This is a genomic window from Ruegeria sp. HKCCD6157 (assembly GCF_013110685.1).
Classification (GTDB): Bacteria; Pseudomonadota; Alphaproteobacteria; order Rhodobacterales; family Rhodobacteraceae; genus Ruegeria.
The window spans coordinates 1,995,639-2,020,472 of the sequence record NZ_WVRB01000001.1; the positions used below are offsets into that span (position 1 = coordinate 1,995,639).

21 protein-coding genes, 1 tRNA gene and 1 pseudogene are annotated in these 24,834 nt (G+C 57.5%); 11 read left to right on the forward strand and 12 right to left on the reverse strand.

Going from position 1 to position 24,834, the window contains the following annotated elements; translation table 11 throughout:
- Positions 1 to 3: 3 nt before the first annotated feature.
- Both GS612_RS09625 and GS612_RS09630 read right to left on the reverse strand, forming a co-directional pair.
- Positions 4 to 4,233: a PKD domain-containing protein gene (locus GS612_RS09625; protein WP_171639775.1), complete on the reverse strand. Its 4,230-nt coding sequence runs from the start codon at positions 4,231 to 4,233 to the stop codon at positions 4 to 6.
- A 48-nt stretch (positions 4,234 to 4,281) separates the two neighbouring features.
- Positions 4,282 to 5,025 carry a hypothetical protein gene (locus tag GS612_RS09630; protein WP_171639776.1) on the reverse strand — a complete coding sequence of 248 codons (744 nt, stop codon included), beginning with the start codon at positions 5,023 to 5,025 and terminating at the stop codon, positions 4,282 to 4,284.
- A 353-nt stretch (positions 5,026 to 5,378) separates the two neighbouring features.
- Here GS612_RS09630 and parE point away from each other — a divergent pair, with 353 nt between their 5' ends.
- The 3 genes from parE (at position 5,379) to GS612_RS09645 (ending at position 9,280) form a co-directional block, all read left to right on the forward strand.
- On the forward strand, positions 5,379 to 7,337 hold the full coding sequence (gene parE / locus GS612_RS09635) for a DNA topoisomerase IV subunit B (RefSeq protein ID WP_171119470.1): 1,959 nt from the start codon (positions 5,379 to 5,381) through the stop codon (positions 7,335 to 7,337).
- Positions 7,338 to 7,346: 9 nt separating this feature from the next.
- Positions 7,347 to 8,033 (forward strand): hypothetical protein, encoded by a 687-nt coding sequence (locus GS612_RS09640; RefSeq protein WP_171639777.1) that lies wholly within the window; start codon positions 7,347 to 7,349, stop codon positions 8,031 to 8,033.
- A gap of 278 nt (positions 8,034 to 8,311) precedes the next feature.
- Entirely contained in the window at positions 8,312 to 9,280 is a 969-nt protein-coding gene (locus GS612_RS09645; protein ID WP_171639778.1) for a UDP-glucuronic acid decarboxylase family protein, read from the forward strand.
- 83 nt (positions 9,281 to 9,363) lie between these two features.
- Here the strand turns inward: GS612_RS09645 and GS612_RS09650 are convergent, their stop codons facing one another.
- The gene (locus tag GS612_RS09650) at positions 9,364 to 9,975 is read right to left on the reverse strand and encodes a hypothetical protein (protein WP_171639779.1); all 612 of its coding nucleotides are present in this window, start codon (positions 9,973 to 9,975) and stop codon (positions 9,364 to 9,366) included.
- Positions 9,976 to 10,185: 210 nt separating this feature from the next.
- Between GS612_RS09650 and GS612_RS09655 the strand changes: the two genes are divergently transcribed.
- Positions 10,186 to 10,467, forward strand: a complete 282-nt coding sequence (locus tag GS612_RS09655) for a hypothetical protein (RefSeq protein ID WP_152457476.1) — start codon at positions 10,186 to 10,188, stop codon at positions 10,465 to 10,467.
- A 39-nt stretch (positions 10,468 to 10,506) separates the two neighbouring features.
- Here the strand turns inward: GS612_RS09655 and GS612_RS09660 are convergent, their stop codons facing one another.
- Both GS612_RS09660 and GS612_RS09665 read right to left on the reverse strand, forming a co-directional pair.
- Positions 10,507 to 11,346, reverse strand: a complete 840-nt coding sequence (locus GS612_RS09660) for a DMT family transporter (protein WP_171639780.1) — start codon at positions 11,344 to 11,346, stop codon at positions 10,507 to 10,509.
- Positions 11,347 to 11,444: 98 nt separating this feature from the next.
- The gene (locus GS612_RS09665; RefSeq protein ID WP_171639782.1) at positions 11,445 to 12,215 is read right to left on the reverse strand and encodes an alpha/beta hydrolase; all 771 of its coding nucleotides are present in this window, start codon (positions 12,213 to 12,215) and stop codon (positions 11,445 to 11,447) included.
- 103 nt (positions 12,216 to 12,318) lie between these two features.
- On the opposite strand from GS612_RS09665, the pseudogene GS612_RS09670 reads away from it, so the two are divergent.
- Positions 12,319 to 13,074: pseudogene (locus GS612_RS09670) on the forward strand (hypothetical protein); the annotation flags it as partial.
- Between the two features lie 7 nt (positions 13,075 to 13,081).
- Here GS612_RS09670 and GS612_RS09675 read toward each other — a convergent pair.
- The gene (locus GS612_RS09675; protein ID WP_171639784.1) at positions 13,082 to 13,756 is read right to left on the reverse strand and encodes a TIGR04283 family arsenosugar biosynthesis glycosyltransferase; all 675 of its coding nucleotides are present in this window, start codon (positions 13,754 to 13,756) and stop codon (positions 13,082 to 13,084) included.
- Positions 13,757 to 13,829: 73 nt separating this feature from the next.
- On the opposite strand from GS612_RS09675, the gene GS612_RS09680 reads away from it, so the two are divergent.
- Together GS612_RS09680 and GS612_RS09685 are read left to right on the forward strand one after the other, a co-directional pair.
- Entirely contained in the window at positions 13,830 to 14,567 is a 738-nt protein-coding gene (locus GS612_RS09680) for a folate-binding protein YgfZ (RefSeq protein ID WP_171639786.1), read from the forward strand.
- 113 nt (positions 14,568 to 14,680) lie between these two features.
- Positions 14,681 to 15,622: an ABC transporter transmembrane domain-containing protein gene (locus GS612_RS09685; RefSeq protein ID WP_152457471.1), complete on the forward strand. Its 942-nt coding sequence runs from the start codon at positions 14,681 to 14,683 to the stop codon at positions 15,620 to 15,622.
- Positions 15,623 to 15,676: 54 nt separating this feature from the next.
- On the opposite strand, the gene efp is transcribed toward GS612_RS09685, so the two are convergent.
- On the reverse strand, positions 15,677 to 16,240 hold the full coding sequence (gene efp, locus GS612_RS09690; protein WP_170346480.1) for an elongation factor P: 564 nt from the start codon (positions 16,238 to 16,240) through the stop codon (positions 15,677 to 15,679).
- Between the two features lie 218 nt (positions 16,241 to 16,458).
- Here efp and GS612_RS09695 point away from each other — a divergent pair, with 218 nt between their 5' ends.
- Positions 16,459 to 16,779 (forward strand): DUF6280 family protein, encoded by a 321-nt coding sequence (locus GS612_RS09695; protein WP_037310273.1) that lies wholly within the window; start codon positions 16,459 to 16,461, stop codon positions 16,777 to 16,779.
- Between the two features lie 92 nt (positions 16,780 to 16,871).
- Here the strand turns inward: GS612_RS09695 and GS612_RS09700 are convergent, their stop codons facing one another.
- Positions 16,872 to 17,441, reverse strand: a complete 570-nt coding sequence (locus GS612_RS09700) for a cobalamin biosynthesis protein CobQ (RefSeq protein WP_171639788.1) — start codon at positions 17,439 to 17,441, stop codon at positions 16,872 to 16,874.
- Between the two features lie 62 nt (positions 17,442 to 17,503).
- On the opposite strand from GS612_RS09700, the gene GS612_RS09705 reads away from it, so the two are divergent.
- Positions 17,504 to 18,961, forward strand: coding sequence for a cobyric acid synthase (locus GS612_RS09705; RefSeq protein WP_171639790.1), 1,458 nt, complete (start codon positions 17,504 to 17,506; stop codon positions 18,959 to 18,961).
- Between the two features lie 3 nt (positions 18,962 to 18,964).
- On the opposite strand, the gene GS612_RS09710 is transcribed toward GS612_RS09705, so the two are convergent.
- The 3 genes from GS612_RS09710 to GS612_RS09720 all read right to left on the reverse strand — a co-directional run bounded on the left by GS612_RS09710 (position 18,965) and on the right by GS612_RS09720 (position 21,978).
- Positions 18,965 to 19,738 (reverse strand): hypothetical protein, encoded by a 774-nt coding sequence (locus GS612_RS09710; protein WP_171639792.1) that lies wholly within the window; start codon positions 19,736 to 19,738, stop codon positions 18,965 to 18,967.
- Between the two features lie 73 nt (positions 19,739 to 19,811).
- The gene (locus tag GS612_RS09715; RefSeq protein WP_152457466.1) at positions 19,812 to 21,230 is read right to left on the reverse strand and encodes a TolC family outer membrane protein; all 1,419 of its coding nucleotides are present in this window, start codon (positions 21,228 to 21,230) and stop codon (positions 19,812 to 19,814) included.
- 94 nt (positions 21,231 to 21,324) lie between these two features.
- Complete coding sequence (locus tag GS612_RS09720) at positions 21,325 to 21,978, reverse strand: protein-L-isoaspartate O-methyltransferase (protein WP_171639794.1); 654 nt, start codon at positions 21,976 to 21,978, stop codon at positions 21,325 to 21,327.
- A 225-nt stretch (positions 21,979 to 22,203) separates the two neighbouring features.
- Here GS612_RS09720 and GS612_RS09725 point away from each other — a divergent pair.
- A tRNA-Cys gene (locus GS612_RS09725) sits at positions 22,204 to 22,277 on the forward strand.
- A 14-nt stretch (positions 22,278 to 22,291) separates the two neighbouring features.
- Here GS612_RS09725 and GS612_RS09730 read toward each other — a convergent pair.
- The gene (locus GS612_RS09730; RefSeq protein WP_171639796.1) at positions 22,292 to 22,444 is read right to left on the reverse strand and encodes a hypothetical protein; all 153 of its coding nucleotides are present in this window, start codon (positions 22,442 to 22,444) and stop codon (positions 22,292 to 22,294) included.
- A 462-nt stretch (positions 22,445 to 22,906) separates the two neighbouring features.
- Here GS612_RS09730 and GS612_RS09735 point away from each other — a divergent pair, with 462 nt between their 5' ends.
- Positions 22,907 to 24,763 (forward strand): SLC13 family permease, encoded by a 1,857-nt coding sequence (locus GS612_RS09735; RefSeq protein WP_171640020.1) that lies wholly within the window; start codon positions 22,907 to 22,909, stop codon positions 24,761 to 24,763.
- Positions 24,764 to 24,834: the final 71 nt, after the last annotated feature.

Consider the following 24,834-nt stretch of genomic DNA (forward strand, 5'->3'; position numbering starts at 1 on the left):
AGATCATGGTCTTGTGGGGTTTTCAGGAATGGCCTGACGTTTAGTGGAATGGGTGATCATCACCACGGAAGGATCGTTGGCCATTGTCGCGATGGCCCCGGGCGAAAGTTCAACGGCAACACTGTCTATCAGCCACAGTTCGGCAATCCCGTCACCGCCCAGGTTTTCCAGGGTACCGACCAGGGGCCGTGTGCGTCGGCGGAAATAATCTTCGCGTGCCTTCGTTTCGGCGCGCCGGAAAGAGGGCGCATTGCCTTCGGTGCCTGGCGCCAAGCGCAATATGACCTGCACCGAGTTCCCATCATCGCCGTCTGTTGCGGCCTTCGCCAAATCCGATTGCAGCTGAGTATCCAGCTTGCCCCAAGCCGCCTCGGACAGGCCGAACGGATGGGGGCTGTTGGTTTCGGTCAAGGTTCTGTCCTCCGTGGTCGTCCCTGCACTGAACATGGCTGGTGCGACGGCGCGATCGAAGCGCGGGTTCACGACAATGCCGGGCCCCGGTTCAGGCTCAGCCGAGGGCGTACTGCGTGGGTGTTCCGGGCGGAAACACAGTTCGATCAACGCCGCTTCCTGCGCGCGAATGGCGATTGTAACCATGCCGCTTGCCTGAACCTCGATGATCTGTACCCCCTGCTGCTGCGTTCCTGTCTGGGTCGTCAGGACAGTGCCCGCCGCATCAAGTGCGATGATCGTTACGGGCTTTCCGCCAGCAAAGCTCAGCTTGAGGCGGGCCCAGTCAGCAACGACCGGCAGATGGGCAAAAACACCGGCAATGGAAAGCAACAGTTTGGGTGTGCCTTGCGGTTGGAACCCGCCAATGATCTGAAGAACGCTGCCCTTGGTCGGCAGGAACCGCACACCGCCGACGTTCAATACCGGATGGCGGGAAGGCAGTTTCTGGCCGCGAAAATCTATGCAACGTTCACGCGGGGGGATTTCCGGATCGGGCTTCGGCTGTTCCGGACAATGCGGCTGAATCGCGATGAAGGCGCAATCATCGATGTAGCCAAGCGCATCGTTGCGCGGATCATCTCCGCTGAACTCCAGAAATACCGTCACGGCTTCGGCTTCCGCCGTCACGCGGCCCCGCAATTGCCGCCAGGCACCGTCCAGGTTGCCGGTCCACCATTCCACCCAGGGCGCCCGCGGATCATCACCACCGCGCGGATCCAACCCCAAAGCATAGCCGCCTGCGTCACCGGTCTCCTTCGCGAACCAACATGAGAACTCATAATCCCATCCCGGGTTAGAACCCAGCGATTGCCACAGCCCGACACGAAGGCCGCGCTGCGCAATGACCCGCTGGGACCTGTCACCGGTCCGGACGATGCACCCTTCGCAGTCAAAGGCATCGGCGGGGATCGGGGCCAATTGCGGAACGGGATTTCCCTTTCCGGCGTGAAAGGCTGCCAAGTCGGTCAGCCATGCATAGGGTGTCCAGAATCGGCCGACATTGCCCGCTGGAAGCGAACGGAAACCATCTTCGAAACCGGGGTTCAGCAAATGCACGACCCGGACGGTCAGGTCGTCCTGGCCAAAGGCGCCATCGTCATCCATGACGGTACAGACGGCCCGGAAGTCACCACAGTTTTCATAGATATGCGAGGCGGTCGCCGTGCCTTCGGCTGCCGGTGGTTCGTTCGTTTCCTCGATCAGGGCGGTGCGGGGTTCGCTGCAATCGCCGAAATCCCACTTGGCCGTATGCGTGTCGCACCATCCGGGATCCCGGAAATCGGCGACAAGCGTGATCGGTGTGCAGACATAGGCATAAAGGTCCGGGCCAGCTTCGACCTCGGGCGGAACATTGGTGACGGTGACACGCAAGGTGTCGATGGCCTCGCCGCCGTTGACGTCGCGAATACGCACCGTGACGGTGTATTCGCCATTGTCGCACCAGGCATGGGTCACGGTCGACGTGCCTGTCACCGCAGGAGGAGCATTGGTTTCAGAAATCACGCCGGGTTTGGGCGCGTGGTGATCACCGAAATACCACATGGACTCGTGGGTGTCGGGGTATTCGACATCTCGGAACCGTGCGACCAGAGTGACCTCTTCACCCTCCTGCACCGTCAGATCAGGGCCGGCATCCACTGTCGGCGGCACATTTTCGACGGTAACAAGCGAGAAACTGCGACTGCGCGCGCCACCCGGCTGGTTGATCGTCAGCGCATGTTTTGCGGTGTAGACACCACTTGCAGCATAGACATGCTGAATCGAGGGCAAGACCGCGGCCGGTGTTCCGTCACCCGGCAACCACTCGTACCCCGCGTCAGGATGTTCATTCGCAGCCGAAAGCGACATGGCCGATGCGGCCGCACCCGACCGTGCACCACCCGAATCCGCCGGGACGACATCCGTGGCTTCGCAACTGCTTATGACCGTGAAATCTCCGGCAATTTCAAGACCGTCGGTATCAATCACGATCGGGTCCGAGAATACCGCTTCGACCCGCCCGATCCTGGCAAGGTTCTCCGGCCAGCCGGTGATACCCGTGACTGTATTCGTAACTTCATCTGACAGGATTTCACTGCCCATGCTTTCGGCAATTCCCCGGACGACAAGGGCCACGATCACAACGACCAATGCGCCCAGAATTCCGAAAGCGCCGAATGACAATATCGCGGCGATTGCCGTCAGCACCCAAAGCAGCACGGATTCTTCGGGATCGACATCGCTGTCGATTTCAAAGTGATCCATTTGCTGTCCACCTGTTGGGCCCAGCGAACCATTCGGCTGCCAGCGCAATCCGACATCATTGAAAAAGTCGGCATCCACATCAATGCTGCCCAGGATCGCGTCTACGACCGTCACCTTGCCCGATATTCTGATCGCCCCAGTCCTGAGGCTCACGTCCAGATCGGTCAGCCGGACTTCGCGCCCGTCAGGTGTAAAGGTCTTCGGAAGGTCATCATCCGACAATTCGGCTTCGATGCGCGCCGTTTCAATCGATGCTTCGACCTGGGCCGCGCTGATGGCAATTGCAAAATCCCTGTCAGCAGGAATGAAATTGGCAAGCCCGCCTACGTCACCGCCGCCATCATCGTTCAAGGCGATCGCCAGAAACTCGTTTGTCACACCAACGGTGATGCTGTCGACTTCAAACTCTTCGTCCGTTGCCTCTGGTCCCCAGATGTAAACGAAATCGCGGGCCTCAAGATCCTGATGAAAAAAGTCGCCGATGAATTCTTCGATCTCGGCTACTGTCGGGGCCGCAATTGAAATCTCGCCCAGCCCACTGGCCAATTCCTGCCCCCGCGACACCAGTTCGCTGGATATCTGGGCGTCAAGGTCAATCGCGACCAACGGGATCGCCGCCAGTTGATCACGGTTGTCGATGTAATTGTCACCCTCTGGCCCATATTCCGGACCGGCAGGGTTGATCGCGTCCACGGTAACGGTGGCCGCGTTCAAATCCGTGCGGAATTCCGAACCGACCCGATTGAAAGGTGCCGTGATGTTGATCCGCGTTTCGATCCCCATGGGATCCTGAGGATTGAAAAAAAGCTGTACCGTCGGCCCAACGACAATGTTGAACATCCGCAGATAAACCGGCAGCGAAATTGTTATGTCACCGCCTGACACGGTGGTTTCAATATCGTGCGCCGCATCCAAGGCGTCGTTGAAGATTTCCGCATGGACATCCGTCGTCAAAGCTCCCAAGGCGAATTGCAGCTCGGTCTCATCGATGACATGGGGGATGGAGGGAAAGGCCGGATCGATCGGGCCGCCGGGGCCGCCGTTCTCATAGGCTTTGTCCACGAATTCACTTGCGAACAACTCGATATTGGACGCAATCGGATCGCCGCTGGTCAGCGTGGCGGACACCTGGTTGCGAGGCAGGCCATCCAACAGCCATCCCACATCCTGACGCCCGGGAATTAGACCGATCGGCGCAGCCGCAGCAAGATCGGCCGTCATCGTCAGCATTTGCGCCGATGGAACCGGGGGGTTTTCGATTTCGATCTGGATCAGGACACCAAGTTGAATTTCGGCACCGGTGATGTCCGGGCGCAAGCTGGCGTCTAACTGGTCTTCGGGAATCTGAACCGACCCGTCAGCTACGACAAAACCGCCAAAGGTTTCTCCTGCGGGAACATCCATGAATTCGGGAATGCGGCCTTCATCGCCGGGATCATCGTCGCATTCCGCGGACTTCCACGCCCCCCGAATGACCTTTCGCAGGACCTCTTCCGAGGCTTCGACGACAACTTGATATCCTCTTGTATTTGCCATCCTGACGTCCTCGGTGTGACGGCGCGAGGGAATCGCGCCCGGGTGTCTTCAAGCAGTGCCGGTGACAACGGCGCGGGGCGTGATATTGACTAGCCTACGTTTCCCGGTTCGCACGGCACGATACAGCGCCTCGGTCGCAAAACGCGGTGTCGATGCATCAAGTTGCCGGTAGGCAAGTAACGGAGCGATGATTTTGTGCGCCTTGCCCAGTGCTTCCAGCGGGTCGGGAATCTTCACGGGCTCGATCAAACTTGGATCGATCCCGGCGACGGATTTGCCTTTGGCTTTCCCGGGAAATCGACGCGCGATTTCCGATGCCTTGCCCCTGGCCACCTTCACTTTGGAGGTGGAATAGCGCACTTTTCGCATCGGCAAGGACAAGGGAGACAGGTCAGGGCGTTTCGAAGCCTCATCGACCAGCTTCAACTCGTCGAAAAGTACCACAGCAAGGTCGTGTTCCTGCCCGGGATCAAATTCATGCCCGGACGCGGCGAAAATCTTCTTCCGCAAGCTTTTGCGTTCAACGATCTGTTTCTTGGAGAACCGCGCTCTGTCCTCCAGCTCAAGTCGGCCAGAAAGGTCCAATTCGAACCCAAGCTCCTCAAGCGCCAACACGGGGTTAATCAGCGCAGCACGAGCAAGCTCTGGGGTGACATTCAAACGGGCAGCAATATCATGCACTGCTGCTTGAACGTCCTGAAACGTAGCCATAGCAGCCTTCCAATTACGAAATAAACGTAACTCTTGAACGCTTGGAACTGATAGATAGATACTTTGGGAGTCTTCCTTCACGATATATTTTTAAAGCGATTCCGTCAATGAGCCGGAGAGGCCGCAAGGCTGACTTCAACCCGATCGCGTAGCTTTATTTGTCGCGTCGCTGGTTTTATCGGACGGGTTTGTCGCGAGAAATGCAACCCGGAATAAAGGCCCTGACCATCTATCGACAATGGCAGTGCTGGACCTTCTCGCGCCACGGCCAGGGGTGGTGGTTTCAAGCAAAACCGCTAATCGTGACGCCGCCACATTGTGCGAGCATCCCGCGGCCCCACGCCTTCAATCCGTCCACAACACCTCGCGCCCCTCTTCCCCCGGACCACATCACCTGCCATAATGGGGGAAACTCAAAAACAAGAGCAGCACCCATGCCCGACGATCTGTTGACGCCAGAAGCGACCACAACTTATGACGCCTCCTCGATCGAGGTGCTCGAAGGTTTGGAACCGGTACGCAAGCGACCCGGCATGTATATCGGCGGCACGGATGAACGCGCTCTGCACCATATGGTGGCCGAGATCCTCGACAACTCGATGGACGAGGCAGTGGCAGGCCATGCCAACCGGATCGAGGTGGAACTTCACGCCGATTACGCCCTGACCGTGCGCGACAACGGGCGCGGCATTCCGATCGATCCGCACCCCAAGTTCCCGGACAAATCCGCGCTCGAGGTGATCCTGTGCACCCTGCACGCGGGCGGCAAATTCTCGGGCAAAGCGTATCAGACCTCGGGTGGTCTGCACGGCGTGGGCGCCTCGGTGGTGAACGCGCTTTCGGATTCGATGGTCGTTCAGGTGGCCCGCGACAAGCAACTTTATGAACAACGTTTCTCGCGCGGTGTCCCCTTGGGCCCAGTGGAAAAGGTCGGCGCCGCCCCCAACCGGCGCGGCACCACAGTCACCTTCCACGCTGACGACCAGATCTTTGGCCACCACCGGTTCAAACCCGCCCGCCTGTTCAAATCCATCCGGTCCAAGGCCTACCTGTTTTCGGGCGTCGAGATTCGCTGGAAATCCGCCATCGATGACGGCGAGACGCCCACCGAGGCCACCTTCCACTTCCCGGGCGGGCTGTCGGACTACCTGAAAGAGACGATGAATGGCTCGTCGACCTATGCCGACCAACCCTTTGCCGGAACCGTGGATTTTCAGGAGAAATTCGGAACCCCCGGCAAGGTCGAATGGGCGATCAACTGGACGCCCTCACGCGATGGGTTCATCCAATCCTACTGCAACACCGTGCCGACGCCCGAGGGCGGCACCCATGTGGCCGGGTTCTGGGCCGCGATCCTCAAGGGGATCAAAGCTTATGGCGAGTTGATCAACAACAAGAAAGCCGCCCAGATCACGCGGGAAGACCTGATTGCCGGGGGCTGCGCACTGGTGTCCTGCTTCATCCGCGAGCCGGAATTTGTCGGCCAGACCAAAGACCGCCTTGCCACGGTCGAGGCGCAGCGGCTGGTCGAAAACGCGGTGCGCGACCATTTCGACAACTGGCTGGCCGCCGATACGAAATCCGCCGGCGCGATCCTCGACTTCCTGATCCTGCGGGCCGAAGAACGCCTGCGCCGACGGGCCGAGAAGGAAACACAACGCAAGTCCGCCACTAAAAAACTTCGTCTTCCCGGCAAGCTGGTGGACTGTTCCAGTTCAACACGCGAAGGCACCGAACTATTCATCGTCGAGGGCGACTCGGCCGGCGGCTCGGCCAAAATGGGGCGCGACCGCAAAACGCAGGCCCTGTTGCCCTTGCGCGGCAAGATCCTCAACGTGCTCGGCGCGGCCAGTTCGAAACTGGGCACCAATGCCGAGATCAACGACCTGACGCAGGCGCTGGGCGTGGGGCTGGGCAGCAAGTTCAACCTCGACGACCTGCGCTATGACAAGGTCATCATCATGACCGACGCGGATGTGGACGGGGCGCATATCGCGTCCTTGCTGATGACGTTCTTCTTCACCCAGATGCGGCCCATGATTGACGCAGGCCACCTTTATTTGGCCTGCCCGCCTCTGTATCGTCTGACCCAAGGGGCCAAACGGGTTTACTGTCTGGACGAGGCCGAGCGGGATGAGTGGCTTGAGAAAGGTCTGGGCGGTAAGGGTAAAATCGACGTCTCGCGCTTCAAGGGTCTGGGCGAGATGGACGCCAAGGACCTGAAAGAGACCACGATGGACCCCAAATCCCGGAAATTGATCCGGGTCACTATTGATGAGGACGAACCCGGCGAGACCGGCGATCTGGTCGAGCGTCTGATGGGCAAAAAGCCCGAACTGCGGTTCCAGTATATTCAGGAGAACGCGCGGTTTGTGGAGGAGTTGGATGTTTGATGTAAGCCGATGAAAACAATTACAAAGACGAAAGAACCAGCTTTTGAGCTCGCTCCATTCCATTTAAAAACTGATGAATTTATACAGATAGTTGAAGAGCTATCCGATCCAAACAGTGAGCTTGAGTTCACCACCGGGGACTATTTCGATGACACTCGATTTGTTCTGGAGACAATCGAAGAGCTAAAGAAACACGCGGATAAAATTGTTAGCCCATGCGAGCTAAGAATAAACACAGTTGTATTGAAACTTGGAAAACATGTTTGGTCTCTTAGGTTTGACGAAGCAGATCGAGCTTTGGCAGAGAGCCTGCTGAACCGTCTTTCTCAGTACAAGCCTTGGCACCGCTTTGTGGGGTCGGATTGGTTCGCAGCGATCGGAGCGGTGCTAGTTGTACTTCCAGCCGCCATTTACTTGGACTGGGGAACTGTTACGACGCTTTACTTGTTGGCCTCGGCAGGTTTCGTATTAGTGTTTTGTTCCGTCTACTATAAGATCAATTTTCTCAAGCCAACAGTTGTCCATTCGAGACGGCCAAGCTTCTGGTTTCGCAATAGGGACAAAATATTAGTCGCCATGATAGTTTTTTTAGCGACACTCGCCATCACAAAAGCGTTCGAAGTGTTGACCAACAGACCAAGTGAAGATGCCTCTGCCAACCAAATAAGTGAGCGACTTAAACAGTCGGAAAACTAATAAATACTACAGCAAGGTGTTTCTCAACACTAAACCAAATACCGAGAGGAACCCACCCGCCGGCAAACCAAGTCTAACCTATAGCAAGACGTGGGCGGGTCGGGCGCGTGCTTGATGCTTTGCATCAAGCATTGACTGGGCGGAAGACACACCCACACCGCACGCGCCCTCAAAAAACCAAAATCTGCTGCAATTCAAATCCCTTCGGTTTACTAATCAAATCAAGAACCGGCGTCCCCGTGGCAAGCTGGCTTGGATTTAACGATTAAGGATTTGCAATGGCCCGCCTTTATGACAGTCGAAAACGTGTTCTCGTAACCGGTGGGGCCGGGTTTCTGGGCTCGCATCTGTGCGACAGGCTTCTGGATCAGGGGCATGAGGTGTTGTGCGTCGACAACCTGTTCACCGGCACCAAGCGCAATATCGACCATCTGCACAGCAACCCGCGGTTCGAGTTCATGCGCCATGATGTGACCTTCCCTCTGTTTGTGGAAGTGGACGAGATCTATAACCTCGCCTGCCCGGCCTCACCCGTGCATTATCAGCACGATCCGGTGCAGACGACCAAGACCAGCGTTCACGGCGCGATCAACATGCTGGGTCTGGCGAAGCGGCTGAAATGCAAGATCTTTCAGGCCTCGACCTCCGAGGTTTATGGCGACCCGACCATCCATCCGCAGACCGAAGATTATTGGGGCAACGTCAACCCGGTTGGCCCGCGATCCTGCTATGACGAAGGCAAGCGCTGCGCCGAGACCTTGTTCTTCGACTATCACCGGCAGATGGGGTTGGAGATCAAGGTCGCTCGCATCTTCAACACTTACGGGCCCAGAATGCACCCCGCCGATGGGCGCGTCGTGTCGAACTTTATCATGCAGGCCCTGACCGGCGAGCCGATCACGATTTTTGGTGACGGTACGCAGACCCGGTCTTTCTGTTACGTGGATGATCTGATCGAAGGGTTCATCCGCCTGATGGAGACCGGCCCAGACGTCACCGGCCCGGTCAATCTGGGCAATCCCAACGAATTCTCGATGAACGAGTTGGCCCGCGAAGTGCAGGCCCTTGTGGGGGCCGAGACCCCTGTCAGTTTCAAGGAATTGCCAGAGGATGACCCGAAGCAGCGCCAGCCCGATATCACACTGGCGCGGACCCTGCTGGGCTGGGAACCCAAAGTGCAACTGAAAGAAGGATTGCACGCAACCATCCGGTATTTCCGCGATCTTCAGGCCGAAGTCGAGACCTAGGGCCAAGGCCCGGTTTGAGATCCGGGCACGCCCCCAGCCCCTGACCTGCCCCGGCGCTTGCAGAACCTTCGCAAGGCATCGCCTTATTCGAAATCTGCCTGATCCAGCAGCGTATAGGTGAACTTGTTGCCAAACGCGTCGCGCCCGGCTTCGCATTTCAGCAGAAACTCGGCAAAGTGACGCTGATCGGCGAATACCTGACACCCCGCGGAATAGATCGTATTCGCAGTGTCATCGTCACCGTTGTTTGGCCCCTTGTGCAGATTTATGCCGAACATCCCGCTTTGAGGATTCCCAAGGTCCAGGTTTCCATCCCTGTTGTTGTCCCGAAACACGGTAACGTTTCCCAGCCTTTGACACAGCGCCTTGTGGCCTCCGGGCCGGCCTCGTTTATGAATATCGATCTTGTAGCAGGACCGATATTGCCCCGGCGCCAGAATGGCCGTCCCATCCGGGTTTACCGGGTTCTTCAGGTAGTGATCGCTGGGATCGGCCGTCATCGGGTAATACGCTATATCCCAAACGCCAAGAAACCGGTGGAACACCGTCATGACATCATCGAATTTCTTGGGTGAAACCGGGTGGGCGCGAATGCCCACTATGTTCAGGTTCCAATCGACAGTTGGGGTGTCGAAAACCACGTAATCCTTTTGGGACATGACATCAATAATCGCTTCCACAGAGGGTCTGAACATCTCTTAATTCTCCTTAAACAATGCAGCCATGTTACCACAGAAGTGACCGACCGTAAAAATCGCCCCCTTGGCTTGTCGCTGCGCGTGTAGGATTTTCGTTGCCTAACCCGTTGATCTCGTTCAAACTTGCTGAAACAAGAAACCATGATTGAGGTCCGGGCGTCCAAACCCTTTTTGATCGACAACAGATTTGCAGGACGAGAGGACGACATGAAAACACTGACCTATGGGCTGGCCTTTGCCATGCTGGCGACCCAGGCCCCGGCGCAACAGACGCTCAGCCTGGCATCTCCGATCCCGGACGGGGCGGAAACACGGTTTTGCTATTACAAGGGGCTGGCTTATTCACCGGATTCCTTCATCGTGATCTTTGGCGACAACACCGTGACTGACACGATCAACACGCGCGAGGAACGCTTGCTGCGATGTGTGAGCAGCGACAAGGGCACCATGCACTGGAAGCCACAAAGCACGTTTCAGGTCGGCCGCTAAGCCAGAAATATCACTGTCGCCCGGGGCTTCATAGCCGGATCAGACTGCCATTCCGATCAGGGCGACACCCACGGCCATGAGCACCGCGGCCCCCAACCGTCGCGCCCAGTTGCCTTCCTTGAGGAATACGAACCCGATCAGTGCGGCAAAGATGACCGAAGTTTCCCGCAGCGCAGAAACCGCGCCCAGCGGTGCGAGGTTCTTGGCGTACAGTACCAGACCATAAGCTGTCATCGAAACCAGCCCGCCAAGAATGCCGATCATCCACACTTTGGCTGGCAGGTCTTTCAGGGTCGCACTTTTCCGCACCCCGACAAACCCGGCAATGAACAGGTGCAGAAACGCCCCCCACGCCCAATAGCTGAGCGTGTTGCCCGACAGCCGAACGCCGATCCCGTCAACGACCGAATAGATCGAAATGCAGAACCCGGTGCCCAGCGCAAACATCAGTGCGCTGCGCCCAACGCCCGAGCGCAGAGCTTTCCAACTGCTCAGCTGGATACCCACGGCAATCAGGGCGATACCGGTCCAGGCCTGAAAAGGCAGCACTTCTCCGACCAGGACCATTGCCCAAAGCGAAACCAGCGCCGGGACAATTCCACGGGCGATGGGGTAGACCACACTCAGATCACCATGCTGATAGGCTTTTCCCAGCATGAAGTAATAACCGAAATGCACAACGGTCGAGAGAAGGATGTAAACAAAGCTCTCTGGGTTTGGCAGCGGCAGAGCCATCACCATGACCGCCGCAGGCAGCACTTGACCCAAAGCGACCAAACCCAGCATGGTGGTTCGATCCGCCGCTGTCTTCACGATTGCATTCCACACCGCGTGCAGCAAAGCAGCCAAAAGAATAATAAGGACAACGAACAGGGTCATGTCCGGACCTTTCCCGCAGAGATTTCGCGCCAAAAGGGTCAACTGCCCCATTCAATTGGCGCCATGTCTGCAAAGGGTGGATCGTTGTCAAGCCCGTTTCAGGTCACCTGGGTTGTCAGCCATGTCTCGATCTTCGAGGCCGGCCCTTCCCAACCCGGCTCCATGAACAGGAAATGCGCATGGTCTTTGACCAGCAAAAAGGTTCCGCGATCCCCATAGCGCGCTGCCAGTGCGCGGCAGGTATCGGGGTTAACAGCCCTGTCTTCGGCACCCGAGACCACCAGAACCGGGCAGTCAACCTTGTTGAAATCAACCTTGATTGCGTGATGGTCATCGAACATCCAAAAGAACATTTCAAACATCACGCGCCCGCTTTCCGCGCCCAATTGATCGAATACAGCGTGTTGCTGCGCCTCATCCATCTTGTTCAAAGCAAACGGGGCCATCAAATCAAACCCGACCCGCATCGGCTGCTTCCAGAATGGGCCGCCTTCCATCAAGGTGCGCGGTACAGCCCGTTCATCATCGGTTTCGGGTAAGGTGCCCCAAGGCGCATTGGGATTGATCAGAACGATGGCACTGGCCAAACCACGAGACGCCACTTGTTGCGCCACCACCCCAGCAATGGCATGCCCCAAAATGACAGGTTTGCGGTCCAGTCCCTGTACAAAATCGGCGATGTCATTGGTGTAGTCCATGACACTGGTATCGGTCAGACCCGGGTCGGGGTCCGCTTTCGGGTCACCGTCATGGTAACGCAAGGCAGGAACGTGAACCGTCCAACCTCGGTCCCGAAAGAAGGTCGCGTAATCCTGCATGCACCAAGGTCCGGCAAATGCTCCGTGGATAAGAACGAATTCTTTGGTCATCGAAGTCCCCCCTGCGCTGCCTACAGTATGGGGATATGGTAAGACGTTACAACTGCCCGTGATCCCTGTTGCAGGTCGAAGCACAGGTCCTAAGATTGGACGCATGAGTTTTGTGACCGACAATCAATTGCCCCTGCTGATCCTTTTCTTTGTCATCGGCTCTATCGGCACTGCCTTTCTGTTTCGCAAACCGGCAGGGCACCGGGCGTGGAAACTGGCTGATCTGGTATGGGTTGTGCTGGGTGGCATCGGGGCATTGGTGGCTGTTTTGGCCGGGCTTTACACCTCGGACAGCTCGCGACTGGACCGACAGATCGACGTGGCCTATGCCGCGACGCTGGCATTTGACAGGGATGCGGCCCGGTTCCGCCTGCGGTTCTGTGATCCGGCCTATGATCCGGATACCGCCGTATTATGCGAAAAGGTTGAATTCCTTTCAGCTTCGACCGCCAGCAACTCGGAACTGCCCCTGTTCATCGCGGTCACGAACGAAGTGGCCCCCCTACAGGGGCTTCACTTCCTGGTTGGGGGGCAGTCCAGGGATGAAATGGACGAAATACGTGACATGGCCGCCAAGGCCGATGCCTTTGACATCGACCAGTTCCTTGTCTTCACTTCACTGGACGAAAGCACACAGACCGCCATTGACAACATGCGTCGCAAGGTTCCCGCGATTGCGGGCGACTATCTGATACTTGCGCAGAGCTACGATGACCTGATCGCGCAGGTCGGGAAGTTGAAGGAAGAATGGGAATACCTACAGGACAATGCTCATATTCTTGTCCTGCAAATCGTGGCCCTATGCCTTGTCAGTTTTGCGGCACCGTTTCGGCTGGGGAAATCCGTGGTCGAGCTGCGCACCACGCTCAGCGACGATACGTCTGCGCCAAAGCTTGCGGATCAGCCCCCGAAAAGTAACGCAGAAGAGTCCACAGGTTCCGAGCACCCCGCCGAATCCACCCCGCCCGCTCATACCGCTCCGCACTCGTAAAGGCGCGTGTGTTCAGAACAGTGACCTTTGGCAACGCGCGCACCAAAGCCACATCTTCCATCAACGGCTGGTCGGGAAACCCGCCTGCCGCTTGATAGGTGTGACGCGGAACCAGCAATCCCTGATCTCCGTAGGGCAATCCCAGCATTCTGCTGCGCAGATTGGCCCAGCCAGCCACCCAGGCCGGCGCGATCCCGCGCGCTCGGAACGCCAGCTGAAACGCAGCAGGTTTGGCTGAAGGCAGGTGGGCGCTCACGGTCTCGCTCCACCCCTGTTGCAGCACTGTATCCGCATGAAGAACCAGCAGCCAATCCCCTTTGGCCTGCGCGCACCCTCGGCGCAACTGGCCGCCTCGGGATGGCGGGCCGGTCACGACCGTCGCACCAGCCTCTTCCGCAATATCCGGCGTGTGATCGGTTGAGCGTGCATCGCTGATGATCAATTCCCGGATCAACCCGGCATGCACGCCTTCCATCAAAGCCCCAAGACATTCGGGCAAAGCGTCGGCGGCGTTGAGGGTCGGGATCACGACGGTAATAGGCGCGGGCACGTCTGATAACCTCTGGTCTTGGCATCGGAACTTCCTATATCACGAGGCCTGAGGAAATGACGAGGACCAAGCCATGCCCACCCGCCGCATACTGCGCCTGTCCGGCTCGGATACCGAAAGCTTTTTGCAGGATCTGATTACCAACGACATTAAGGGGTTGGACAACGGGCTGGTCTACGCTGCTCTGCTTACTCCGCAGGGAAAGTACCTGGCGGATTTCTTCCTGAAACGAAATGACGACAGAGTTCTTCTGGATGTGGCCGAACACCTTGCGGATGATCTGGTCAAACGTCTGACGATGTACAAGCTGCGAGCGGATGTGACGATCGAGGGAACCGATCTGAACCTGCAACGCGGCACCAAGGCTGCGCCGGAAACCGCCCTGCCCGATCCCCGCCACCCGGACATGGGCTGGCGCAACTACTCCCCCGAACCCGAGGGCGATGATGGAACCGACTGGGATGCACTGCGCGTCCGGCACTGCATTCCCGAGTCAGGCATTGAACTGACCCCGGACAGTTACATCCTGGAATCTGGCTTCGAAGCGCTGAATGGCGTGGATTTCAAAAAAGGATGTTATGTCGGGCAGGAAGTGACCGCGCGCATGAAGCACAAAACCGAATTGCGCAAAGGTCTGCGACGCGTCGTTGTCCAGGGCTCGGCCCCGGTGGGGACCGAGGTCAGTGCAAATGGCAAACCTGTCGGAACATTGTACACACAGGCCGGCGGAAACGGGATCGCGTTTCTGCGATTTGATCGTGCAGGCCCTGAGATGCAGGCCGGAGACGCCACAGTGCGCCTGGAGGACTGAGCCCACCTTGTTGCCAAATCGGCACGACCCGCGCATCAGCTTGTATCGAAAAGTTTGAACCCGTTGTCCTGCACTGCCAAAGTGCAGGCAAACAGGACGAACCGGATACCCGCATGTTTCGACTTTATTCCGCGATCTGGCGCGCCAGTGCGGGGCGGCAGATCATCCTCATCATGCTGTCCGTCGCAATTGCGGGCCTTGCCGCCGTGCCGCTTGAGTTTCAGCGCGACATCGTCAACCACCTGACATCCGACGATGTCGGGACTGAAAAACTGATCCAACTGGGCATCGGCATGATGGCCGTCATCCTGCTGAGCCTCGCCCTGAAATGGGTACTGGGCTATCGCGCCGGAACCTTGGGCGAAGACATGATCCGGCTGATCCGCCAACGCCTGCTTTGGCGTTCGACCGACCTGAAGGATTCAGACGAAGGCCTGCGCAAAGGCACCATGACCACCGCCATTTCGGCCGAAGCCGAAGAGTTGGGCAAGTTTGCCGGTGGAGCCTTTTCGGATCCGGTCGTTCAGATTGGAACGCTGATCAGCGTCATCGGCTATATCTCGTCCACGCAACCAGGTCTGGGGCTGATTGCGTTGTCGATGATCGTGCCGCAAATCATCATCGTTCTGGTTTCGCAGCGCAAAGTGAACACTTTCGTGGCGGAACGGGTTCGCATTCTGCGCGGTGCCACCGACCGACTGACGACCGAGGATATCGAAGCCGTCGAGCGGGATATCAACATCATGTTCGATGACATTTACGACACGCGGCGGCGGATGTTCCTGTGGAAACTGTCGGCAAAGTTCCTGCTGAGCGTGATCAACGGGGCCGGCACCGTCGGCATTCTGATGTTGGGGGGATATCTGGTCTTGCAGGGCAAAACGGATGTGGGCACCGTGGTGGCCGCCACCAGTGGGCTCAGCCGCATTCAGGGACCCACTGCCTTTCTGATCGCATTCTATCGTCAGGTCAGCGCCAATCGTATCAAATACGAATTGATGCTGGAATTGTTCGGCCCGGATCCAACCCGCTATCGCTATCGACCCAACGCGTAAGAAAAGACCGCGCGGCGGGTGCCTGCGCGGCCTGATACGTAACGTGACGAAACGTCACGCGCGTTCGGAATATTCCATCGTTTCCGTGTTCACGACGATCATTTCGTCCTGGCCGATGAAGGGGGGAACCATGACTTTCACGCCGTTGTCCAGCAGCGCGGGCTTGAAAGAGTTCGCCGCCGTTTGACCTTTTACCACCGGTTCGGTCTCGACGATCTTGCAGGTCACTTTCTGCGGCAGCGTCGCGTTCAGCGCCTCGCTTTCGTAGAATTCGACAACAATGGTCATGCCATCTTGCAGAAACGGACGACGATCACCTAGCAATTCTGCTGGTAATTCAATCTGTTCGTAGGTTTCTGAATCCATGAACACCAGCATCCCGTCGGATTCATACAGGAATTGCTGATCCTTTTGCTCCAGACGTACGCGTTCGACCTTGTCCGCCGAGCGGAAGCGTTCGTTCAATTTCGAGCCATTGCGCAGGTTGCGCAGCTCCACCTGTGCAAAAGCTCCGCCTTTGCCCGGCTTAACATGGTCGACCTTGACCGCTGCCCACAGGCCACCGTTATGCTCAAGCACATTGCCGGGGCGAATTTCGTTCCCATTTATCTTGGGCATTACATAAATCCTTCACAAACGGTTGATGCATCAGTTGCGGTCCCTATATCTGGCGGGATCACACCTGACAAGACAACGACACCTAGTGCTGCAGGTGCAGCGAGCCATGCAAGTGACGCAACGCAACTATGCATTTTAGCTGTATCCGAATCGCACCTAATCGGTCATAAGGACCCTCACGCCGAAAATGCAAGAGCAAGAACAACAAGGAAGACGAGATGAGAGATTTCGTTGACGGCACTGCCTTTAACAATGAGCAAGGCAATCGTGCGCGCAAACTTTTCGCGGCCGTTGTCCTGGCTGCGCTTGATGATGCTATCGCCGATGACAAGAAATACGGCAATGGCCCCGAACAAATCGCCCGCTGGGCGCGTTCGCGCGATGGGCGCGAAGTTCTGTCCTGCGCAGGCATTGACCCGAACGAACGGGTTGTCAGCGGATTGATGGAATTCGTTGGACGCGGCGTCCGTACCTCGGTCGCCCTGTCGCGGGAAGAAAGCGAACGCCGCAACGCTGCACAGCAGGCCGAAGCTGCCTGAACCAAGGTAGATTTGGATTGAACAAACGCGCTCTGCCTATCAGAGCGCGTTTTTCTTTTCTATGCCTGATCGACAGGCATGAAGCCAATGGCTCAAAAGAACAACAGCCATTGCCGAACCACCCAGAATTCAGCCGCCAGCATGGTTGCGAACAGGGCTTTGCCCCAAACCGGCAATCCACGCTGCCAAAGCAGAACATATGCGGCCAGACAGACAAAGGCTGACACCGGAGCCACCCACAAAGCATGATGGTCGCTGTCCCAATAGCTGACAGGGCTGTGGAACACACAGTCGCTGATGGGCCAGAACTGTGGCCGTCCGTCGCCCGCATGAAGCAGGAAATCTGTCGCAAGATGCAACAGACCCGCCGCTGCACCGACAGCCAGAACATGCCAACCTCTCCAGACTGCCAGCAAGAATGCCAGCCCCCAGAGGATAAAGGAATTGTCTATGGCGAATACGGTCTGCCACGCCGGGGAAAAGTAAAGCTGCCCGAAGACCACCTGCTCGGGGATGCCCAGAACAAACAGGGACACCCCCGCCATCACGTACAGGGACAGATCCGGCAATAACGCTCCCAGCAGCGCAGCCCAGAGGATACGTCCTTGCGGCGGCCGGGCGAACACGGCAGCCCCGATCAAAAGATGCGCAGGCGTATTCATCCGGGGCTTTCCCTTTCGGCTCAAATCAGATCATCTGCGCCCAGACTTATAGGAGACAAAACATGGTTCGCGCCATCATGATTCAAGGGACCGGCAGCAATGTCGGAAAATCGGTTCTGGTGGCGGGGCTGGCGCGCGCCTACACGCGCCGGGGCCTTCGTGTCGCGCCGTTCAAACCACAAAACATGTCGAACAATGCAGCCGTCACCGAAAACGGTGGCGAAATTGGCCGCGCACAAGCCCTTCAGGCCCGTGCGGCAAAGCGGGAAACGCACACGGACATGAACCCTATTCTGCTCAAACCCGAGACGGATACCGGCGCGCAGATTATCGTTCAGGGGCAGCGCGCCGGCACGATGAAGGCCGGTGACTATCGCAAGGACAAATCCAAGCTATTGGGCGCAGCGCTGGAAAGCTTTGACAGGCTCTGCGCCGACGCTGATCTGGTTCTGATCGAGGGCGCTGGCAGCCCGGCTGAGACCAACCTGCGCAAAGGTGACATCGCCAATATGGGATTTGCCCGTGCAGCGGACATCCCTGTCGTTCTGGTCGGGGACATCCATCGTGGCGGGGTGATTGCGCAGATCGTTGGTACGCAGGCCGTTCTGGACGAAGGCGACGTGGCACAGATCAGGGGCTTTGCCATCAACCGTTTCAAGGGCGACGTGTCCCTGTTTGACGAAGGCCGTGATGATATCTCGGCCCGAACAGGCTGGCCCTGCCTTGGGGTCGTGCCCTGGTTTCACGACGCCTGGAAACTGCCGGCCGAAGACATGATGGACATCCGATCCCATACCGGCGGCGCGTGCAAGGTCGTTGTGCCCCAACTGGAGCGTATGGCCAATTTCGACGATCTCGATCCGTTGTCCGCCGAGCCCGGCGTGAGCGTCGAGGTCATCCCCGGCGGGCGTCCCCTGCCCGGCGATGCGGATCTGGTTCTGCTTCCCGGCAGCAAGTCCACGATCGGAGACCTGAGCTATTTCCGGGCACAGGGCTGGGATATCGACCTGTATGCCCATGTTCGACGGGGTGGACATGTCCTGGGCTTGTGCGGCGGCTATCAGATGCTGGGCAAGACCATTTCCGATCCTGATGGCGTGGACGGCCGGCCGGGCAAAGTTGATGGATTGGGGTTGCTGAACGTCGATACCGTAATGGGCGGGCAGAAACAGGTCATCCTGCGTTCCGCCCATGCCCTGCCAGACCAAGAGCCGGTCAGCGGATACGAAATCCACATGGGCCATACCGACGGCCCTGACCGCGCCCGCGCATGGCTTGAGGTCGAAGGCAGACCAGAAGGTGCAGCCAGCAGCAACGGCCGGGTCAAGGGCAGCTATCTGCACGGAATTTTCTCGTCAGACGCATTTCGTGCCCGCTATTTGTCAACGCTGGGCGTGACGTCGGACATAGCCTACGAAGACGGAGTCGAGCAGGCGCTCGATGATCTGGCCGATCATCTGGAGCGCCACATGAATCTTGATCTGATGCTGAGCCTGGCCCAGCCACCACAGCGCGGCTGAATCTTACCCCAGATCTTTCGCGGCGAGCGCACGCGCGATTTCCCGCCGCACCATTTTGCGCACGTTTCGCGTGATCCGCTCGCCCATCGCGCCTTGCAACTCCTGGCGGACAACTTCCGCGATCAGCTCACGCAATGTTTCTTCATCCAAATCCATTGTCGAAACGTCTTCAACGACTTCAGTGGCACGATCGGATTCAGCCGGTTGTGCTGCCCGGATGAACTCTGCGTTTTGTACCGAATCGGACTCGGGCTGCGGATCGTCCGTATCTTCCTGATCAGTCAGAACGACGGTCCTTGCGGCCGCGAATTCCTCTTCGACATTCCACGGCAGGGATTGCGTCGGTGTGCCGGAATAGGCGTCTGCGCTGTCGCCATCCGGCTCCCATTGATCCTCGGTCTGCGCAATCGCCGCTTCCAGCGCTTCGATCTTGGCGCTCAGACTGATCGCGGGATCATCGGTTGAGCCGGATTCCGCGAATTTTGCCTCGGTCGCGTCATCCGCAGCGTTGGCCGGATCACCTGCCCTGACGATGTCGCAGGCACGCAGCAGCATCGGCTTGGCCGAGTCGGCAACATCAGCAGACGGCTTGGCGGGCGTGACCTCGGGCTGAGCAGGTTTGCTGATGCGCAGCGCGTCCGTCAGCACCAAACGCCCCGGCTTGCGCGTTGCACCCTGTTGATCCGAGGAGGATTTACCGCGACTGTCTTCACTGACCAGACGTTTGACCGAAGACAGAACGTCTTCGATCCCTGCTTTCACGACATTATCAGACATTGTTCTCTACCGCTCTATCGTTGGATCGAGTGTAGCCAAACAATCCGAGCCCTACAACAAATAGTATTGCCGGTTAGTCCCGACGCAACGCTTTGAGGACTCGATCCAGATCCTTGCTCTGTTTGCTGACACGCGCGGGGGCTTTCTTGACCAGATTATAGTACAAAGTCGGGTCATAGATCTGAACCGCCAGGCCAAGACGTTCTGCCGTCAAAAGGCCCTGCGCCTGCAACAGCTGATACGCTGCGCGCGATCGTTCCGTTCGCGACGCCACTTCGGCCAGCTGCGCGTCCAGCAAATCCTGCTGAGCATTCAGAACGTCCAAAGTGGTCCGGGCACCCAAGGTCGCTTCTTCCCTGATGCCGTCAAATGCAACCTGTGATGCACGAACCCGTTCCGTCGACGCCCTGAGGCTGGCACTGGCTGCCTGGAACGCTGCATACCGGTCCGTAACGCCCTGTGTGATATTCTTTTGTACGTTCAGAAGATTCGCACGAGACGCATCCCGGTTTGCCATAGCGCGCCGCACATTCGCGGCCAACCGGCCACCGGCGTAGATCGGCTGTGTAAAGTCCAGCGACACGGTCGCGTCATTCACATAGTCGTTGTTGTCATAGCTTTCACGCACACCCGCATCAGCATTCAAACTGACATTCGGCCCAAGGTTGGCCCGCTGCTGCTGGACAATCAGATCAAAAGCGCGGACCTGATGCTGCGCCGACAGAATCGCCGGGTGGTTGCGTTGCGCGAGGCTGATCGCTTCTGCCTCACTCCGTGGCAGATTGGGCAGGCTGGGTTGACCGGCCGTCCGCCCCGGCGCCTTGCCGACCGCATTGACATATTCAGCCTGCGCAATGCTCAGTTCACCACGAGCGACCGCCAGATCAGCTTGAGAACTTGCCAACTGCGCCTCGGAAAGCGCCACGTCCGTGCGCGTCACTTCGCCAACCTCGAAGCGATCATTTGATGCGCGAAGCTCTTCCGCCGAAACATCCACGTTGTTCTGGCGAATTGCGACTGTTTCTTCCTGTAGCAGCACGCCCAGGTAAGCATTTGCAGCGCGGATAAGCACCTGTTGCTCAATGTCGATTAAGGTTTGCCGGGTCGACAGAACCGTCTCCTGCGCCGATTGCTTGCCCAGAACCGAAGCGCCACCATCATACAGAAGCTGCGTTAGCCCCAGCCCGGTGAAAAACCGGGACGGCTCGGTCGTTGTGACCACATTGTTGGTCCGAGACCGGGTATAATCCTGGCTGACCTGTACAGTCCAGTTGATGATTGGCCGCAATGCAGAAAGCGCGATTGCCACGTCTTCATCTGCCGCGCGCAGCAGCGCCCGGTTCTGCTCCAGCAAGCCGCTTGTATTATACGCGCCGATGAAGGCGTCTGTTATGTTGTCAGCCCACGCCGGACGCCCTGGCATAACGCTGATGGCAAGTCCTGCGGTCACTGCGAATGCCCTGACCAGCTTGCCTGTCGCTGAACCACGCATACCGAAATCCTCTCAAACGAAATTACACTGCCCTGAAGGCAGTTTGCGGTCTTCTTTTCAACTAATCAAGGCGCCAGCAGAATCTATCGGCGAACTATAGCGAAAATGCACACTCCGCCGAAAAGCTCTCTAGTATCGGCGCACTGGCGTTGAACGCATCCCGCCAGCTGACCCGGCCTCCGGCCTTTCGACCGATCCGCACAGTTCCAAGATTGCCTTCAACAAACAGGCATGCAATCCGGCCATGTTCCTTGAGCTGATCCAACAGAGCGTCGGGAATCCGTTCAACACCGCCCTGCACCATGATCGCATCGTAAGGACCGTGCTCAGCCGCACCCTGATCCAAAGGACCGACGTGGATAATGGCATTGTCCACATCGGCCTCAGCCAACAGGCTTTGCGCCTCGGACGCCAGCGAGTCGTCGCTTTCCACACCAACAACCAACTGGGCCATACGCGCGGCAACCGCAGTGGAATACCCCGTCGCCGGAGCGATATCGAGAATCATCTCGTCGTTCGAAATGTTGAGCGCATCCAGCATTTTAGCAAGCGTTCTCGGCTCGAGCATACAGCGCCCGTTGCCCAGATCGATCACACTGTCGGCATAGGCGGCCTCACGCTGTGCGTCAGGCACGAAGTTTTCGCGCGGGACGTTCAGCATCGCCTCAATGATCGGGAACTTTGTAACATCCGAAGGTCGGATTTGCGTATCAACCATAGTGCGGCGCCGGGCAGCGAAATCTGTCATAGGATCTCTCGAGTCATTCCCAAAGTTACCCGGCTTTTGCCACATCCTGAAACGCCCAGCAACGGCCCTGTTGACGCAACCCCCCCGCGCCTGCGCGTTTGCGGTTGCGGGCTTCGGCAAATTTCAATCTCGTCGACAAAATTGCGCGCAATCCTCTGGACGCCCCTTGGGAAAGCTGCTAGAAACCCATGCACACCACGGCAAGTATTTGATTTTACTTGAAAAGGCGAGTTGGCGGAGTGGTGACGCAGCGGATTGCAAATCCGTGTACACCGGTTCGATTCCGGTACTCGCCTCCAATACCTCCAATGACTTACGGTACTTTGTCTTTCTTCGAGGTCCAGTATCCAACCAAAATTTGGATTTTTCGTGTTTCGATCTGGTTCTGTTCCATCCGACTGCGAGCATTCTGGGCATATGCCGCCAGCTTGCGTTCAGGCAACACCTCGCCGTACTTCCTTGGCATCTTCATCTCGAAATGATCAGAATTGGTGACCTGAACCATTGGTCCCAGCCATTTGGGTACAGACCTCTATTGTAGTCAGATTGCGATCAGGGACGGCCAAGCAGGCCCATTGCGCGGTTCAGGCAGCGGCAGAATGGTGCCGCAAACAAAGCTGTCGGATTGTCTGTCGTCCATGGCTGGAATTGACCTGCCATTACCTATGCTGCTTCGACCTGGTTGGAACGGCATCGCGCCGGTACGAAACGTGCTGACTTCCTCATGCAATTTGTCCAATCCTTCTTTCTGACGCGTTCGTCAAATGGGGTTCCCGAAAGCATTGCTCACACAGCAGCCTTTGAGCAATTTTATGTCTCAACATCGCCAAAAAACGAAACTTCATGACAACTCGGGAAGGATGAACTAGGACTCTAACAAAGAAAAAGTTCTGGACGTATTGTGGAACACATTGCCTTTACCTTCGAGATGGGGGTCGTTTGCTCCCTGCTGGCTTTCACCGTTTTTCTGTTCGTTTCCGAGATCATAAGGATCGACCTTTCCGCCATATTGGTTCTGGTTCTCATAGGCTTGCTCAGCTACGCGCCCGGGCTGGGAAATCTGGCGGATGTCACCCTTCTGTTCGACGGCTTCGCATCCAATGCCGTCATCTCGATCATTGCGGTCATGATCGTCGGGGCCGGTCTGGACAAGACGGGGATCATGAACAAGGTGGCTGCCGTCATCCTCAAATACGGTGGCAAATCCGAAGGCAGGGTTGTACCAATCATTTCCGGCACCGTTGGTGTCATATCCTCGTTCATGCAGAATGTCGGCGCCGCTGCTCTGTTTCTGCCGGTTGTCAGCCGAATTTCCACACGGTCAGGCATACCGCTGTCGCGCCTGCTCATGCCGATGGGATTCTGCGCCATTTTGGGCGGCACGATGACGATGGTGGGGTCGTCTCCTCTTATCCTGCTGAACGATCTGATCCTGACGGCAAATGACAGTCTGCCGGCCTCTCAGAAAATGGAGCCCTTCGGCCTGTTCTCGGTCACGCCGATGGGTGCGGTTCTGATCCTGACGGGAATTGGTTACTTTCTGCTGTTGGGACGTTGGGTTTTGCCCGAGGCTGAAGGGCCTGACAATACGGGTACCGGACAAGGGACACAGGAGTACCTGCAAAGGGTCTATGGCCTCAAAGCCGATGTGTTCGAAGTCGTGGTGCCCGAGGACAGCCCTTTGGTCGGCGAGATTCTGGCCGACATCAACCACGAAAACCACCTGTACATCATTTCCACCTTCTATCGCGGCAAAACCTCGATGGTTCAGGTTTTGACAGCGGAAATTGCAGCGCCGTGTCGGCTGGCCATCGTCGGCCGCCGTTGGGAGGTCGAGAAGTTCGCCGAGAAATACGGGCTGACCGTTCTTCCGGATTTGGACATTTTCGTCGAAGAGTTCGCCCCAACCAATGCAGGCGTGGCCGAGGTGGTCATCACGCCCGACAGCAAGCTGATCGGCAAATGCCCCCGCGAGCTTTTGTTTCGCAAGACCTACGGGATGTCGCTGCTGGCCATTCACCGCGGCGAAGAGACGCTGAGCCATGTCGAGACCGAGGATCACGAATCCACTCAGATCGGACTCGAAAAGTTTCAGGCGGGCGACATGCTTGTGGCGCATACCAGATGGGACAACCTGATGCGGATCAAACGAGATCCGGATTTCGTCGTTGTGACGACAGACTTTCCTCAGGACGAGCTGAGGCCGCAAAAAGTCGGCTGGGCCCTGGTATTCTTCGCCATTTCGCTGTCGTTGATCCTGTTCACGGACGTCCGGCTTTCACTCTGTCTTCTTACCGGCGCGGTGGGCATGATGCTGACCCGTGTGCTCAGCGTGGACGAGGCGTACCGCGCGGTCGGATGGAACACCGTATTCCTGCTCGCCTGCCTCATACCTTTGGGACAAGCCGTGCAGAACACAGGCACGGCCGCGTGGATCGCGCAGCAGATCATGATAATTCTGGACGGCTGGCCGCTCTGGTCGCTGCAAACCGGCATCGCCATTCTGGCGACGGCCTTTTCTTTGGTCATGTCCAACGTGGGGGCCACGGTCCTGCTGGTGCCTCTGGCGGTATCGATTGCGGTGGCGGCGGGTGGAAACCCGGCCGTCTTTGCCCTGACGGTCGCCATATCGACCTCGAACAGCTTCATCATCCCAACCCATCAGGTAAACGCGTTGATCATGGGTCCGGCCGGATACAAGGTGATGGATTTCGTCCGCTCCGGCGGAATAATGACGGCGCTGTTTCTGGTCGTCTCGCTGCTCATGATAAACGTCATCTATTAGCGCAAGAGGATCCAGGGTGTTCGGTGGTCTTGTCCCATCATCTGGACAGGTTCAGTCAAGGCACCCGTTCA